The organism is Bacillus sp. CR71, assembly GCF_003429245.1.
Taxonomy (GTDB): domain Bacteria; phylum Bacillota; class Bacilli; order Bacillales; family Bacillaceae_G; genus Bacillus_A; species Bacillus_A thuringiensis_S.
Genome location: NZ_CP031748.1, coordinates 2,452,133 through 2,466,720 on the forward strand (window position 1 = coordinate 2,452,133; position 14,588 = coordinate 2,466,720).

Below are 14,588 nucleotides of genomic sequence, written 5' to 3' on the forward strand. Positions count from 1 at the left end.
ATGCCAAATGAATTGAAAAATGTAGAAATTAGTTATGTTTCATTAGTAACAAAGGGGGCTAATGGTAGGCCATTTGCAATTATGAAGGGTATGAATATGAATGGCTCTAATGTTTTGAAAAATGTTCCTATTTTAAAGAGGGAAGATGAAAAACAACTTGTAACAGGGGTTGTTTATGAACCCAATATAGAAGATGCACATGGTGATATCATGACGGCTGAGGAAATTGAAAGAGCGGCTTATAATTTTTTGGAGAAATATAGATATATAGATAAAAATCATGACGAGTTGGCAGGAAAAGGAACAGTAGTAGAAAGCTGGATTTCTAAAAATAATACGGTTGTTGGAAAACAAAATATTAAAAAGGGAACATGGCTTATGACTGTTCGAGTAGACGATAGTGAAACATGGAAAGAGATCAAAAAAGGGAAAATTACAGGCTTTTCGATGGGCGGGGTTGGAGAAAGAATGGAGATGCCACAAATGGATGAGTTTACACAAGATGAGAAAGGTGTAATTCGTAAGATGTTTAATTTTTTTAAGTCACATTATGACGAGGAACAAACTCAGGAGATGGATAATCAGTCAGTAAATAGTAAACAAAACTCTAAGATGCAAAATGTATTTAATTTGTTTGAAGATGTATTTTATGTTGGGATTTGGGAGGGAAATGTAGATATTAAGCGAATGGTTTCCACCTTAGATGAAATGAAGGACATTTTAAATACAATGAAGGGTGGTGATACAGATTTCTCGCCGGAAGATATTACTATTAATTCCATAAATGAAGTAGGCAAAATCTTATATAAGAAAAATGATAAAAAATTTGATGAAATGATTTCTTTGATGAACCAAATTAAAGAAAATAAGTTACAAAAAAACGCAGATCAAAATTCAGATGAGATTGCAGACATTGTAAAGAGAGAAATGGGTCCTTTTCTTGAGAGATTACAGGAGTTGGAAGAACAGTTAAATAAAGAACTTGAATCAACTCATGATACTAATGAATTAGAAAATGACAGAGAATCTAAAAAGACAAGTGAATTTATTCAGAAGGTAATAGACCCCATTTCAAAGAGACTTGAAGTAATTGAGCGATCAGCACAAGTTCGTAAAAGTCTTGGGGCTGATGCCAAACCAACAAACGAGATGAGAAAACCAGTAAATAAATGGGTAGGATTAGATCTATAAAGATAAGGAGAAATGAATCTATGAATAATAAAGAATTATTAGCACGTATTGAACGAATTGAAAAGAGTACAATGACAACAGGAGGAATGAAAGCGGGGCTATTATATCCGGAACAAAGTAAAGAATTTTTCCGAATGGTATTTGATGCAACTCCATTTTCTCAATTGCATCGTAAAGAGATTCGCAAAGCGAAAAAAGGTGAATTAGATAAAATTGCAATCGGTGGTCGAATTTTACGTAGGAAAATGGAAAATAGTGATGATGGCTATCGAGCAGGTGTAGAAACGTCGAAAGTTGAATATGATACAGTTTCTATTCGTTTACCATGGGAGATTACGGAGGAGCTACTTCGAGAAAATATCGAAGGTGAAGGATATGAAGATACTGTTATGACATTAATGTCAACTCAGTTAGGTATTGACCTTGAAGACCTTCATTGGAATGGGGATGTAACTTCAGAGGACCCATTTCTACAAATTAATGATGGCTGGTTAAAACAAATTAAACAATCAAGTAAATCTCATATTGTCGATCATTTTAAATTAGTGACGGGAACGGGAGATGCTGAAGCTAGTGCTGGGTTTAGTAAAGACTCAATCTTTAATTTATCTAAGGCGATGCCTAATAAATATAAAAATGAAGGTTTAAAGTGGATTATGTCACCTGCTCGTAGAGAGAAGTGGATTGAATATTTAACAACTCGTTCAACTGGCTTAGGTGATGCTGCGTTATTAGGTACAGGGGATCAAGTTAATAAGCCGTTGGGGTATGAGATTGTTACAGTCCCTTCTATTCAAGATGATGTAATTATTTTTGCAGATCCTAAAAACTTTATTGCGGTAAATACGTATGACACGCGAGTTCGTAAGACTGTAGAAGGTAAATCTGCTGTTATGGAAGATAAGCGATTCTATGTTATTCATTTGGATGATGATGCAGTTATTCAAGAAATGGATGCAGTAGCAATTCTTACTAATATACCCGATAAATTTGGGAATTAAGTAAGGTAATTTGTATATGAAGATTATAGAATTAAAATTAGGCGGTACATATACTGCATATGGCTATACTTTTTTTAACGGAGTAAAGGAAAAGGTTGCAAATGAAAAAGCAAACTATTTACTAAGTACAGGACATTTTAAGTTAATAGATAGTATAGAGGTTAAAAAGAAAGAGAAGTAAAAGAGGTGGAAGGATGGAAATTACTGTACAGGACATAAAGAACAGGGTGAATGTTCAACGAATGCCCGATACGGTAATCCAGGAGCTCATTAGTCAATATGAATTGATTACAAAAAACTATTTGAGGAGTAAGCCAAGTAACCCAATGAAAGAGAAAGTTAGAACAAGTAAATTGGCTTGGCTTTCTTTTCGAGCAGAAAATTTGATCAAGGTAATCCATATTGGTTCTGGAGAAGAAGTTACCAATTCAGTTTTTTCTGATGGTTGCACTGTATATGGTTTAAGTGAGAATCAATTATATGAATTTGAGTATACCATACAAGATTATGATGGGCTTTTGACTTTAATGAAAAAATGCATCATCGATATGACGTGTTATGCGGTAATTCGAACAAATCTACAATATGAAAATATGAAAAAATCAGCAAATATCGGAGATTATTCATATGAAATAAATATTGAATCGCTAGATGAGGAAACTGTTAATAAAAAGATTTTAAAAGTATTAAAAAAATACCGAAGTAGAAACCCTTTAATAGCATTATGAATGAAAGAATAGGCTGTGAACATTAGATATGGAAGAATTATATATACATGAAGTAACTGTGAAAAGGAATCAAAAGGTAAAACAGCCGGCAGGAAATTTTAAAGAAGAGCCTGTCATTATTTATGAAAGAATGAAGTGTCGTGTAACAACACACACAGCGGTAGATAATGAAAGGTTAAAAAGAAATAAACAAAATTTTGAGCCGAATTTTAAAATTTATACTTCTGCAGAACATAACATCCATACAAATGATGTAATCTATTTTCATGATTATGTATTTGAGGTAAGAGGAGAACCAAGAAATCCATCATTTTTAAATCACCATATTGAATTGTATTGTGAGTTGTTGGAATAAAATGACGAATACATCAGAATTCATGGTTACACGTAATGTAGAACAGGTTAAAGAACAACTTAATAAAATGATGGTAGAAAGAATTATAAGTGCTTGCAATCAACTTCAACGAGAAATGAAACAAACAGTATCAGGTAGTCACAATGGTGTGAAGTATAAAATTCCACGATCGAGTCGCACATATATTGCTTCAAAACCAGGAGAGACATTTGCTTCTAGAACGGGAGAATTACAAGATTCCATTAAATATGGCTTACATATTACAGATACCGAAGTAGTAGGAACGATTGGAAGTCAATTAAAAAGAGCGGTGTATGTGGAAAATGGTACAAGTACTGTAGAAGCCCGACCTTTTTTCTTAAAAACGTTTGAAAAAGAGCGTGGGGAATTAAAAAGGACATTGGGAGGAGAACAATGACGACAAAAGCGATTGCAACAATCAGAAATATTATTGAGAAAGATACAATTGTGCAAAGTAATCTATCGAAATATGAAGGAGAGCCCGCTCTTACATTTCAAACTGCACAAAAAGATATGAAAATGCCTTATGCGGTAATGAGAATTGAATCTAATAATCCGGATGATATAGAGGTAATTGATCGGATGATCCTCACTTTTGATATATATTGTGGCCAAGGTGATTATGAAAAAGCGGATGTAATTTCAAGGCGAATAGAACTTTTGTTAGACAGAGAAGCGGGATTGTTAAGAGATTCTGGTATTATTACAATTCATCGAGCAGGCAGTGTTGCAGTTCCGGATGAAGATCCATCAATTATTCATATTACTATTAAATTTCTTGTACGGGTAGGAAGAATGGAATTATATTAAGGAGGGAAAAAAATGAGTTGGAAGCTTATTAATGGTGTACGTGAGGGTACAACTGATAATTTTGTTATTGGACCGGGTGTAATGTATAAAGGTTTTAAAAGTGTAAAAGACCTAGGTGAGATGTTAGGAGCTACTACAGGTGGCTGTAAAGTGGGGTTTACTAGAGAATACTATGATGCTGATATTGATGGTGTTTTAGGAAAACTAGTTCGCGGAAAATGGCTATTAAAAGATGAACCACATATGGAGGTTACACTTGTAGAATTTACGAAAGAAAATTTAGAGTTAGCTCTACCAGGCGTAGATGTAGATAGTACGACTGATAACGATTATAACATTGTAAAACCAACCAATGAAATTAAAGACACAAGTTATAGTGATATTGCAATAGTAGGTGTAGTTTCAGGAAGTGATATTCCGGTTATTTTTGTTATCCGAAATGCAATGGTTGTTTCTTCTGTAGAAATTGATTTAAAAGATGGTAAAGGAACTGTAGGACTTAAATGCAAATTTATTGGTCATTATAGCGAAAGTTCGCCTAATACACCCCCTTATGAAATTTATTTACCAAAGAAAAAAGCACCTAAATTACCTACAACAAGTAAATAAGTTGTAGGTTTTATTTTTAGGTTATAAAAGGAGATATTGAATATGACAACAATGCTAGAAAAAATGATGCAAAATAGTACAGAAATTACAATTTCAGGCCAGAAGATGAAGATGAGACGTTTAAATGTAAAAGATGTTTGGCGCTTTACTAAGATTATTTCTAAAGTTGGTCGTCATGCAATGACTGATTTTATGGAGTTTGGGAAAGAAAAGAATGAAATCGATGAAAAAATCAAATTGGCCCAAATGAATGAAGGGCAACAAGAACAGTTAAATGAAATTGAAAAACAACAAAAAGAAAAGGGTTTAGAGTTTGTCTTTCAATTATTGTCTATGATTCCGGAATGTGAAGATGAGTTTTCAGAATTTTTCTCTAGTCTATTACAGATTAAGCGTGAAGAATTCGATCAGTTACCACCAGAAGCTATGGTAGCAGTTATTGAAGGATTATTAGAAAGTGAAGATTTAATGTCTTTTTTCAATCAGGTCAAGGGTCTAATCAAATCTCAAAGTCTCAAGTGGAACAAACAAGAAATGTAGAAAATGATTCTAATAAATACATAGAAGAAACAGAGCAAAATATGCTAAGGGCTTTTGATAAAGTCCAAAAACGGTATGGATGGACAGATGATTATGTCTTATCCATACCGTATTCTCGTTTAATGGACTTATTTTCTTTTATTAGTCAGGAAGAGCAGCAAGAAGAATTAAATGAATGGAAAAAGATGGCCTTTATCGGATTTCAAACAAGGCAATTAGAAGAAGGAACAACTTTTCAGGACTATTTGCAAGCTTTTGGACTTACGGAATCTAGGTCGGATGGGGAAGAAAATGAGACTATGGAAGTTTGGTCCAAAGAGGAATGTATCGACCATGCAAATAAGCTGATTGCAGAGTTTCAGTTTGAAGACGATAAGGAATAAAAAACTTCCTAGTTAGAAAGGGGGGAGTGAATGTTTACAGAAGTATTCCAGTTGTTCGGTACAATTGGAATTAAAGCAGATGAAGCTTATAAGGATTTAGCAAAGTTTGAGGAAAGTTTACAAAAGGCTTCTAAGAGCATACAAGAAAAATTTCAAAAACCAGCAGAAGTACTTAATCAAATAAATGGCCAAATTCAAAAATTTGGTAGCGGGGCGACCAATGTTTTTGGGAAGATTGGTAACAAAGCGGATCAGGCATATAAAGGTGTAGAAAAGTTTGAAGAGAGAGTGCAAAAAGCCTCTAATACAATGCAAGAAAAAATCCAAAAATCAGCAGATTCTCTTGGGAATATTAGCAAGCAAATGCAAACGTTTGGTGACACTATTTCAAATAAAGTCACAAAACCGATAGAACAAGTCAATAACAAAGCTTTACAATTTGCTAACGATGTGGAAGGTTCTCAAAAAAAACTACAGGATATGCTGGGGTTAACTGAAAAAGATGCAAAGAGTTTGGCTGGAACTATTCAACCTATCGCTCAACAAGTCGTGAAGATTTCTAATATAGTAATACCATCGTTGAAACAAACGGTTGAGTTAATCAAATCTGTTTCTAGTCTTATATCTAAAGCGAGTGAAATCATTGGTGGCCTTGTAAATATAGTTAAAACATTAATGCAAATACCGGGTGCAATTACGGCAATTATTAAAGATGCCTTAAAACTAATTAAAGTTTTTAGTGAGTTCGCACAGATATTGACTGGTCTTGGAAAATCAATGTTTTCATTAGTATTAAGCCCATGGGGTTTTGCGATAATTGCAATGGTTGCTTTAGTATATGTGCTGTATAAAAATTGGGATTCAATTGTGAAATATACAAAGCAAGCAGTGCAGTGGATCAGTGATATTTGTTCTAAAGCCTGGGATGCTATCGTTAAAGTTGCGAAGTCAGTATGGGATAGCTTGTCAAAGTTTTTCTCAAGTTTTTGGGAAGGAACAAAAAAAGTATTCCAATCTGCGGTATCGTTTATAGATAAAATACTTAGCGGCGCATGGAAAATAATTACTACTGTAATTACAATGTATATCAACATATGGAAAAAGACATTTGAAATTGGTTGGAATTTAATAAAAACGATATTCAATACAGTGCTAAACGTAATAAAAAGTGTTGTTAAGTTTGCTTTAGAATTTATTAAAAGCTATATTTCTACTGCTATTAAAACATGGCAAAATATTTTTAAAACTGGCTGGGATATTATAAAAACAGTTTTTACGACGGTGCTAAACTTTTTGAAAACATTTATAAGTGGTGCATTTCAAGCAATTCGCAGCATAATTACGACTGTGATGAATGGGATAAAAACCGTCATTTCTACAGTGTGGAATGGAATAAAGGCAATTTTTACGACTGTATTAAACTTCTTAAAATCAGTTGTAAGTAGTGTGTTTCAAGCAATTCATAGCATAATTACAACTGTAATGAATGGAATAAAGACGGTTATTTCTACGATTTGGAATGTAATTAAAACAGTTTTTATAACTGTATTAGAGACTATAAAGAATTTTGTGGTTACAGCATTTCATTTTATAAAAAACACAATTACGACTGTAATGGATATCGTAAAGTCTATTATTGTAACCGCATGGAATTTTATTAAAGAAACAATAATAGTTGCTGTTCGGACATTTGTTAACTTTGTGGTGGATAACTTTAATAAGATAAAAAACACAATATTTAGTGTTGTTGGTGCTATTAGAGATTTCATAGTAAGTAACTTTGCAGCAATTAAAAAAGCTATCGTCGGAGCGTTTGACGGCATTGTTGATACAGTAAAGGATGTATTCGGTAAAGTTGGTTCTATAGTGAAAGGGATAGCAAACGACGCTGTAAGCTGGGGGAAAGATATTATTGCTGGTATTGGTAAAGGTATGACATCTATGGCTGGCTGGGTTGTTGATAAAGCTAAAGGCGTTGTAGACGGAATACCAAAAGCAGTTAAAAGTTTCTTTGGTATAAAATCTCCTTCTCGTCTAATGATGGAGTACGGCGGATATATTACAGAAGGTCTTGGTGTAGGGATGGAAAAAATGATCCCGGCTGTGGACAAGGCTTCTGGATTGTTAAATAAAGCGGTTGTTCCACCGAAACCGATGCAACTAGTAACGGATGTATCTACCCGAATTGGACAAATGGGGGCACATTCTGCTGATATGATTGGAAAATCTGCACATCCATTTGCTGGACACTCTTCTGTTGAAAAGAAAACAGATAAAGGTGTTACAATTCAAAATGCTACATTCAAAGTTGCTGTTGAAAAATTGCAAACTGCAGAGGATTTTGTGAAAATGAGAAAATTACTACAAAACGTAGTTGCTGACGATCTAATGGGAATGGCGGTGCGTAATGTATGAGTATATTAAAAACATTGCATAGAAGAGCTGGTTCATATCATCTCTTATGGGATGTTACAGAATTAAAAAGTACAATTAAATATACTATTAATTTTTCATGGCCTGGGACATATAATTTTTCTTTTATGTCCCAAGTTCCTATTGGTTCTGATGGTATGTTACCAGATAAATACTTTATTGTTCGAGTAAATGGTATTGAAAAATTTAGAGCAAGAGGTGCTTATGCCTGGGAAGCAAGAGAAATTTTTGTTGGTGCAGGGCCACAAACAATTGAATTTACAACAATCGGTTACGGTTCTTCTGACGTAGCCTATTTGCGCGATGTTTATTATCATGCATATGGACCGATACCTACAATTGCAATGATTGAACAAACGAAAATGCCTAAATCCTTAAACGGATTAAAAAATTACAATGTTATGCATGGATATCCTCGTTACCAAAGTACTGGTAATAAAGGATGTGAAGTAGAATTTACTGCTTTATTCAATGATATCAGTCATTGGCGTGAGTTCATGAGTGAAATATATCGCCCTCATATTATTACAGGTGATTACGGTACCTATGGTGGTATTATTCCACCTAATGAAGTTGATGCAATACGTAAAGGAACACTAGTAATAGCAAAGTGTAAATTAATATCTATGTCACAAGCAGGTATTGGAGTTGATGGAATGTGAGAGAAGGATCTATTTCTTTAATCAGAATGTTGGGGAGCTATTTCCAAGTGGGGAATAATGCTCCTAATTTAATTGTTTATATGAAAAAAAGAGAATCTTCTTCTTATGTACAAATACAACATCGTGTAGTAAGCCTGGAAGTGCAAGAGAACGCAGATCAGTTCGCAAGTACATTTTCTATTACCTTTGCTAATGAATATGGGCAAATGGCACCTGATAACTGGTATGGTAAGTTTTCTTCCATTCAAGAATGGTTTTACAACAGTGAAGTAACAAACACAAACCAACTATATCCGCAGACTGAATTTAAGGTTTCTATCGGTTATGGTGAAGAAGCTTTACCGTATATACATGGTTTTGTATCTGACGTAAAGGTGAATGCCGAAAGCGGCACAATATCAGTTACCTGCACAACATCTTATAAAAAGGTTCTACAAAAATCAGTAATTCCAACGCCGGGATCAGATGAAATTGTTGCACCGACTGGAAATGTGTATGATGTAGTGAAATTCTTCCTTGAAAAAGCAGGAGTTACATTACACGGTAGTAGGGTAAATATTCCCGGTACAAATCAAAGCTGGATTGTTGAAGGGGCAACTGGAAAGAGGTTTCAAAAGTGGGATGAAATTGTAAGGGATATTATAGATACAACATTCCACTACATTAAACATGAACCAGATGGAAGTTGTACATTTATGAAAATGCCAGACTATGCAATTAATGAGCCTGCAAAGTTTAGTTTTAGAGAAGGCGAAAACCTTATCTCTTTAGATATGCAATTAACAGATCAGGACATTAGTAACAGTATTGTTATTAAATGTGGAGATTATGCTAATGGTTTTATTAATTCATTCTTACTTAAAAATGTCTCTTTAGGGGATTTGCGAGAGGAAATGATAGAAGTACCTTGGGCAACAACATTCTTTGCAAGAAGGGCAGTTGCTGCAGCTTATCATTTAAAAGCGATTCAAAAGTTCAGAACATTAACAGTTGCTGTGATAGGGGATCCGCGAATTCAATTGTTTGATGTGGTTTCCGTCTATAATAGGGATTCTGGGCAACAATGGAACTACTTTGTTAAAGGAATTAACACAATGATTTCTGCTGATGATGGATTCTATCAAACTTTAGATTTATCTGTTAACTATGGGTATGAACCTACCCCATATACAGATATAGCAGGAATCACAGTAAATGTTGATACATTAAGATTAAAGCTTTGGGATTGGGATGTAGAGGATGGAGATTTATTAAATATTTATTGTAACAATAAATTAGTCGAAGAAAATTATTTTATTCGGAACAATCCTACATACGTTGATATTTCGCTTGAATATGGAGTAAATATCATTGTATTTGAAGCGGTTCGAAATCCTAAAGGGATTCTTACAGGCCGTTTGCAAGTACTAGATACCAAGAATAATATCTTGTTCGATTATGGTTCCTTACCAGATTTATCATTTCCTCGAGTAAATCAAGATAAAGATCACTATTATACCCAAAGGCCAGCAAAAACTTGGTCTGTTACAAGGGTAAATTAGGGGTGATTCTATGATAATGCAAAAGAACTTATATGATCCTATTATGTATTTAATGAAAGGATTAATTGATAGAGAATTTTACAGCGGTGGAAAACCGATGCCTGGTGATGATCCAAATGATGTTTTTAAAGAGGCTATGACCGAAGGGTATACACTGGTTCGTGATGGTGCTCGTTTATCGGCAGTTGATGGAGATAAATATCTGCACTACGATTTGGTTTTTAATGGACAAGCACTACTTGAAAAGGTCATTATATCCCATAAAATAACAGGTAAAAAGATGGAGATGCAACTAATTTATAACGCAAATAAACAATTAGATCGAGTACAACCAAGGCTTATTAATAAAGGTAACGGTATGTTATCAGATTTACCAATTCCCGATGTGTCGTAATGATGTATGGGGATTTTTTAATACAATAAAAAGGGTGATTACCTTTGTTTGAAACAACTTATATAGCTGGTGGCCGATTAGATGCGCCATTTTATCCAACGAAAACTTTTCCGTATATGAAAGGTTTTATAATGGATTCTAAAGCATGGACAGAAGATAAGATGGAATACGTATTACCAATTGACATGGAGTTTTATGCCATTAGCGTGAGTAGTTCTATGTATGAAATCGATGATAAATGGTCGCTTATTGTAAATGACGGTATTGTTTGTGAGGATATTTATACAAAAAAAATACCAGAAGGTATAAGTCTTATGTCCTATATGCAATTAAAGGCCGGAGATAAAATTATTTTTAAATTTCATAACCAAGGAATTAATAATAAGCAAGTATGGATAGCTTTACAGTTTTTGAAGTAATTGGAGGGAGATTATGAGTTTTGCTGTAAATTATATGGCTGGTGGCCGATTAGATGCTCCATACTTTCCAACCAAAACAATTCCTTTTATAAAAGGAAGAAGAATAGGTGTTTATGAAAATATTCATCATAATGAATTTATAGCACCAGTTGATATGGAAATGATTGCATTTTCTATTGGTGCATCAAAATATAACGATAACGATTATTGGAATTTATATATTAATAATGAAAAAATAGCAGATGAAATTTATATGAAAGATGTTCCCGAAGGATTCAATTTTTCTGTTGTTAAACAAATTCCTGCGAAAGCGATTATCCGTTTTGAATATATAAATAAATCTTTAGAGAAAAAAGCTATTTGGCTTAATTATCAATTTTTAAAAGATTAGGAGTGAAGTAAAGTGGCGTTTATTGAAAAGGTATTTCAAGAAGGAAGTTTCTTAGATGATCTTATAAATGTAGCAACTAGTAACGGCTGGACAAAGGTTAAAAGATTTCAAAAAGCAGGTTATCCATTAGAAATTTTAAGGAATTCTGGTATGGATGAAACATTGTACCGGTTTGGAATTGCGGAACATACGATTATTAAAAATGCAGAAGGGGCTATGTATGGATTAGTCCAAATTGCATCTTGGAATATTGCTAAAAAGGATCTTTCGTATAAATTTAATACGGAAGAGGATAAAGCAGAATTTATTAAGGATGCAAAATTAAGATATAGTAAAAATCTTGATCGTTCTTGTTTTTATGTTTATATGATTGAAAAAGATCCTGCATTTAAAGATGGGACAGCGACAGCAGTAGCTTATGATTCTTTCACGAAAATTTTAATAGATGTAGAAGTGAGTAAAACGGATATTCTTATGAAGAATGGCTATCCAAGTATAGATTATACCAGTGCTAATACGGATGTTATGATGTCACCGTTTGTAAAAATTACATTACGTAACCCAAATTTAGAAGGGGTTGATGTAAAAACAAATTGGTGGCCTGATTCATTAGTTAGAGTGACTGGCCAAGTAGATAAGGATCGTGTAGTTTTATTAATTCAAGCAGATAATACACCTGCATTTGAAAATAATGTAGTTCCGGTTACACCTTTATACATGGGCAAAATTGAAAGCTATGCGAAAGATGATCAAATTGGTGACGCACTTTGGGCTGGGACAGCATTTGATACAGGTACAGAAAATAGCTCACATGCATTTGATTTTAATGATAAGAAACCATATAGAAATGTGAATGATAGTTTGCCAATCTTAAAAACGTATCCTAAATCACCGGGTAATGGTATTGATAACGTTATTATTAAGCGTTCGCGATTAGGGGCTAGATATCAAGCACATTATATTGCTTGGAATGTTGCTCCAAATGAGATGCCGCCTGATAGAAAAGGAGTAAATGGTGGTCAATATCCACTAGCTTGGCAGTCTCATGATAATGATGAATATAAGTATCAATTTAATCCTTCGGTATATAGTGGTCGAGTTCATACATCTCGTGCTTATATTGTTCATCCAGATGAAGGTGTGCGAGGTTTCTTACCTCATATGGTTTTACTATCTCCTTTAGGATTATTGAATGGGGATAAATTAAAAGTGCGAAAAAATACTTGTCCAGATACATTTGATATTTATCGTTTTTATAATGTTGATGCGATTTCGCCAATTACAAAAAGACCAGCGACACCATATCGTCCAGCTGGATTAGGAATTTATGAGAAGTCAATGTAAAGGGGAGAGAAAAACATGTGGTTTGATAAAGTAGCTTATTTACAAACATTACCGGTTGAATTAGAGAAAATGATTACAGAGCGAGGATGGAGTCGAAAGTTATACTTTAAAATTAGAAGTGGTATCAATAAATTTATTGATGTTCGATTATTTGAATCGTTAGGTAGCGATGGAGAATGGCGCAGATTTGGAGTGGCAAATGCTTATGATACGAGCGATTCTGATTTTACAGATGGTAGATTTATTCCTGTGGATTCTCCATTAGGAAAGCTAGGCATGGGAGATGGAGTGAAAAAGGAATTTCAAATTCCGACATTTCCTGTAGTTGAAAGTTCTTTATTAGTGTATGTAAATAGCATTTTACTAGAAAAGGATAAATATAAAGTTGATGCTAAAGCGGGGAAAGTTATTTTTAATCAAGCGATTTCAAAAGGAGATAAAATCACCTGTGAGTATCGATTAACAAATGATGCATACGAACCAAATAATGATATGATTTTCTTTACGTTTAACCAATATTTTATTGAGAAGGAAGTAAAGTTATCAGATGCTGAAAGTGATTTAGGAAACGGTACCGGTTCAAAAAAATCATTTAATTTGCCATTTTCAAATTTTGATGAAAGTCGTTTTATGGTTTATAGAAATAATCAGATGGTCGATCCGGGGGAATATACAATTTCAGATACAGCAATTGAATTTCAAACTGCCCCAAAAAGTTCCGAGAACATTAAATTTTCTGGAGTGTATTTTTTAGCACCAAAGGCAGACGGAACGTTAGATACTTTAGTAGCAAAGACATCATTTGACGTGCAAAAAATGGAAAGTATTATGGCTGAAGTATATTCTACAGTTAATTTTGTAAACCCTTCGCCTTATACACCAATTAGTTTTACACCAGATGCTCGTTTTACAAAAGATTGGAAACGTGATTCTGTCGTTTATATGTATGGAAATGGAAACAAAGACCGTATTGTTATGTTTATGCGTGTAGATCCAACTCCAAGTCCTGTTCGAGCATTATTTGTACCATTATATATTGGAAGAATGTACACATTTGATAATGCACCGCGTAAAAACACTGTAATTATTGGTGGTTGTCGTAACGGAGATCAATATAATTATGCGCCTAATAAAAAAATTGGAAATGCAAATTTAGACTACGGAGAAAATACAGGTAATGGAAATGATTCTGTATTATTAGCTCAATCATACACAGGTGCAATGTATCAAAAACATTATTTATCATTTATTACGCACGATATGGATATTGATAGTGGACAAGGTCGATTTAATCCATCTGTCTATAGTGGGAAATATCATCTGTCACAGATTTATATCGTTCATCCTAATGATGGATATGTTGGGAAATTAGATGATGTTTATGCTGTTCACCCAAAAAATATTCAACAGGCCGATGAATTGGAAATTGAAAAGGAAGTTATAAGTGAATCTTTAGGAAAAGGAAATGGAATGAGAAAAGTTTTCCATTTAGAGCATAAACCGAAAGCAGGAACACTTAAGTTGTTCAATGCTTGTACTCTAGTTCCTAATACTGACTTTATTTTAAATGAAGATGATAAAACAGTGACGTTTAAAGAAATTCCAATTAACGGGGTAGAGATTACAGCAAGTTATGAATTTGCACAATTATATCGTTATACGTTGCCGACTACCGCAGTCTCTCCGATGACACAAGCGAAAGCAACGCCATTTAATCCGATTGGTCTAGCTATTTATAAAGAAGATATTTAATCATTAATCATATA

At 33.8% G+C, this 14,588-nt stretch carries 18 protein-coding genes; all 18 read left to right on the plus strand.

From position 1 onward, the window contains the following. From DOS87_RS12415 to DOS87_RS12500, 18 genes are read left to right on the plus strand one after another with little or no spacing between them, the layout of a single operon-like run. Nucleotides 1-1,191, plus strand: coding sequence for an XkdF-like putative serine protease domain-containing protein (locus DOS87_RS12415; RefSeq protein ID WP_133964323.1), 1,191 nt, complete (start codon nt 1-3; stop codon nt 1,189-1,191). A gap of 20 nt (nt 1,192-1,211) precedes the next feature. Further along, nucleotides 1,212-2,192, plus strand: coding sequence for a phage major capsid family protein (locus DOS87_RS12420; RefSeq protein WP_001060156.1), 981 nt, complete (start codon nt 1,212-1,214; stop codon nt 2,190-2,192). 16 nt (nt 2,193-2,208) lie between these two features. Next, the gene (locus DOS87_RS12425; RefSeq protein WP_000691127.1) at nt 2,209-2,373 is read left to right on the plus strand and encodes a YqbF domain-containing protein; all 165 of its coding nucleotides are present in this window, start codon (nt 2,209-2,211) and stop codon (nt 2,371-2,373) included. A gap of 13 nt (nt 2,374-2,386) precedes the next feature. Then, nucleotides 2,387-2,920, plus strand: coding sequence for a hypothetical protein (locus tag DOS87_RS12430; protein WP_184121747.1), 534 nt, complete (start codon nt 2,387-2,389; stop codon nt 2,918-2,920). A 28-nt stretch (nt 2,921-2,948) separates the two neighbouring features. Then, the gene (locus tag DOS87_RS12435) at nt 2,949-3,275 is read left to right on the plus strand and encodes a hypothetical protein (RefSeq protein WP_000392019.1); all 327 of its coding nucleotides are present in this window, start codon (nt 2,949-2,951) and stop codon (nt 3,273-3,275) included. A 1-nt stretch (nt 3,276) separates the two neighbouring features. Beyond that, nucleotides 3,277-3,693, plus strand: a complete 417-nt coding sequence (locus DOS87_RS12440; protein WP_025117878.1) for an HK97-gp10 family putative phage morphogenesis protein — start codon at nt 3,277-3,279, stop codon at nt 3,691-3,693. Further along, entirely contained in the window at nt 3,690-4,106 is a 417-nt protein-coding gene (locus tag DOS87_RS12445) for a hypothetical protein (RefSeq protein ID WP_133964321.1), read from the plus strand. The genes DOS87_RS12440 and DOS87_RS12445 overlap by 4 nt, the downstream gene beginning before the upstream one ends. 12 nt (nt 4,107-4,118) lie before the next feature. Then, on the plus strand, nt 4,119-4,715 hold the full coding sequence (locus DOS87_RS12450) for a hypothetical protein (protein WP_000118567.1): 597 nt from the start codon (nt 4,119-4,121) through the stop codon (nt 4,713-4,715). A 42-nt stretch (nt 4,716-4,757) separates the two neighbouring features. Continuing rightward, nucleotides 4,758-5,255, plus strand: a complete 498-nt coding sequence (locus DOS87_RS12455) for a hypothetical protein (RefSeq protein WP_133964320.1) — start codon at nt 4,758-4,760, stop codon at nt 5,253-5,255. Further along, nucleotides 5,234-5,638, plus strand: a complete 405-nt coding sequence (locus tag DOS87_RS12460; protein WP_133964319.1) for a hypothetical protein — start codon at nt 5,234-5,236, stop codon at nt 5,636-5,638. The genes DOS87_RS12455 and DOS87_RS12460 overlap by 22 nt, the downstream gene beginning before the upstream one ends. A gap of 30 nt (nt 5,639-5,668) precedes the next feature. After that, nucleotides 5,669-8,053: a phage tail protein gene (locus DOS87_RS12465; protein WP_184121745.1), complete on the plus strand. Its 2,385-nt coding sequence runs from the start codon at nt 5,669-5,671 to the stop codon at nt 8,051-8,053. Further along, complete coding sequence (locus DOS87_RS12470; RefSeq protein ID WP_000025596.1) at nt 8,050-8,733, plus strand: hypothetical protein; 684 nt, start codon at nt 8,050-8,052, stop codon at nt 8,731-8,733. The genes DOS87_RS12465 and DOS87_RS12470 overlap by 4 nt, the downstream gene beginning before the upstream one ends. Next, nucleotides 8,730-10,274, plus strand: a complete 1,545-nt coding sequence (locus DOS87_RS12475; protein WP_001206668.1) for a hypothetical protein — start codon at nt 8,730-8,732, stop codon at nt 10,272-10,274. The genes DOS87_RS12470 and DOS87_RS12475 overlap by 4 nt, the downstream gene beginning before the upstream one ends. 10 nt (nt 10,275-10,284) lie before the next feature. Further along, on the plus strand, nt 10,285-10,668 hold the full coding sequence (locus DOS87_RS12480) for a hypothetical protein (protein ID WP_208730280.1): 384 nt from the start codon (nt 10,285-10,287) through the stop codon (nt 10,666-10,668). A 44-nt stretch (nt 10,669-10,712) separates the two neighbouring features. Beyond that, nucleotides 10,713-11,087 carry a hypothetical protein gene (locus DOS87_RS12485; protein WP_000464270.1) on the plus strand — a complete coding sequence of 125 codons (375 nt, stop codon included), beginning with the start codon at nt 10,713-10,715 and terminating at the stop codon, nt 11,085-11,087. Between the two features lie 13 nt (nt 11,088-11,100). Beyond that, on the plus strand, nt 11,101-11,478 hold the full coding sequence (locus DOS87_RS12490; RefSeq protein ID WP_000006644.1) for a hypothetical protein: 378 nt from the start codon (nt 11,101-11,103) through the stop codon (nt 11,476-11,478). 12 nt (nt 11,479-11,490) lie between these two features. Further along, a complete protein-coding gene (locus DOS87_RS12495) occupies nt 11,491-12,822 on the plus strand; it encodes a hypothetical protein (RefSeq protein ID WP_000864067.1) in 1,332 nt (443 codons plus the stop codon). A 15-nt stretch (nt 12,823-12,837) separates the two neighbouring features. Beyond that, nucleotides 12,838-14,574, plus strand: a complete 1,737-nt coding sequence (locus DOS87_RS12500; RefSeq protein ID WP_208730281.1) for a hypothetical protein — start codon at nt 12,838-12,840, stop codon at nt 14,572-14,574. The last annotated feature ends 14 nt before the right edge of the window (nt 14,575-14,588 follow it).

Bases quoted from the DNA above. Each gene is read 5' to 3' on its own strand.
- DOS87_RS12415 (WP_133964323.1), top strand. From the start codon at position 1: ATGCCAAATGAATTGAAAAATGTAGAAATTAGTTATGTTTCATTAGTA.
- DOS87_RS12420 (WP_001060156.1), top strand. From the start codon at position 1,212: ATGAATAATAAAGAATTATTAGCACGTATTGAACGAATTGAAAAGAGT.
- DOS87_RS12425 (WP_000691127.1), top strand. From the start codon at position 2,209: ATGAAGATTATAGAATTAAAATTAGGCGGTACATATACTGCATATGGC.
- DOS87_RS12430 (WP_184121747.1), top strand. From the start codon at position 2,387: ATGGAAATTACTGTACAGGACATAAAGAACAGGGTGAATGTTCAACGA.
- DOS87_RS12435 (WP_000392019.1), top strand. From the start codon at position 2,949: ATGGAAGAATTATATATACATGAAGTAACTGTGAAAAGGAATCAAAAG.
- DOS87_RS12440 (WP_025117878.1), top strand. From the start codon at position 3,277: ATGACGAATACATCAGAATTCATGGTTACACGTAATGTAGAACAGGTT.
- DOS87_RS12445 (WP_133964321.1), top strand. From the start codon at position 3,690: ATGACGACAAAAGCGATTGCAACAATCAGAAATATTATTGAGAAAGAT.
- DOS87_RS12450 (WP_000118567.1), top strand. From the start codon at position 4,119: ATGAGTTGGAAGCTTATTAATGGTGTACGTGAGGGTACAACTGATAAT.
- DOS87_RS12455 (WP_133964320.1), top strand. From the start codon at position 4,758: ATGACAACAATGCTAGAAAAAATGATGCAAAATAGTACAGAAATTACA.
- DOS87_RS12465 (WP_184121745.1), top strand. From the start codon at position 5,669: ATGTTTACAGAAGTATTCCAGTTGTTCGGTACAATTGGAATTAAAGCA.
- DOS87_RS12470 (WP_000025596.1), top strand. From the start codon at position 8,050: ATGAGTATATTAAAAACATTGCATAGAAGAGCTGGTTCATATCATCTC.
- DOS87_RS12480 (WP_208730280.1), top strand. From the start codon at position 10,285: ATGATAATGCAAAAGAACTTATATGATCCTATTATGTATTTAATGAAA.
- DOS87_RS12490 (WP_000006644.1), top strand. From the start codon at position 11,101: ATGAGTTTTGCTGTAAATTATATGGCTGGTGGCCGATTAGATGCTCCA.
- DOS87_RS12500 (WP_208730281.1), top strand. From the start codon at position 12,838: ATGTGGTTTGATAAAGTAGCTTATTTACAAACATTACCGGTTGAATTA.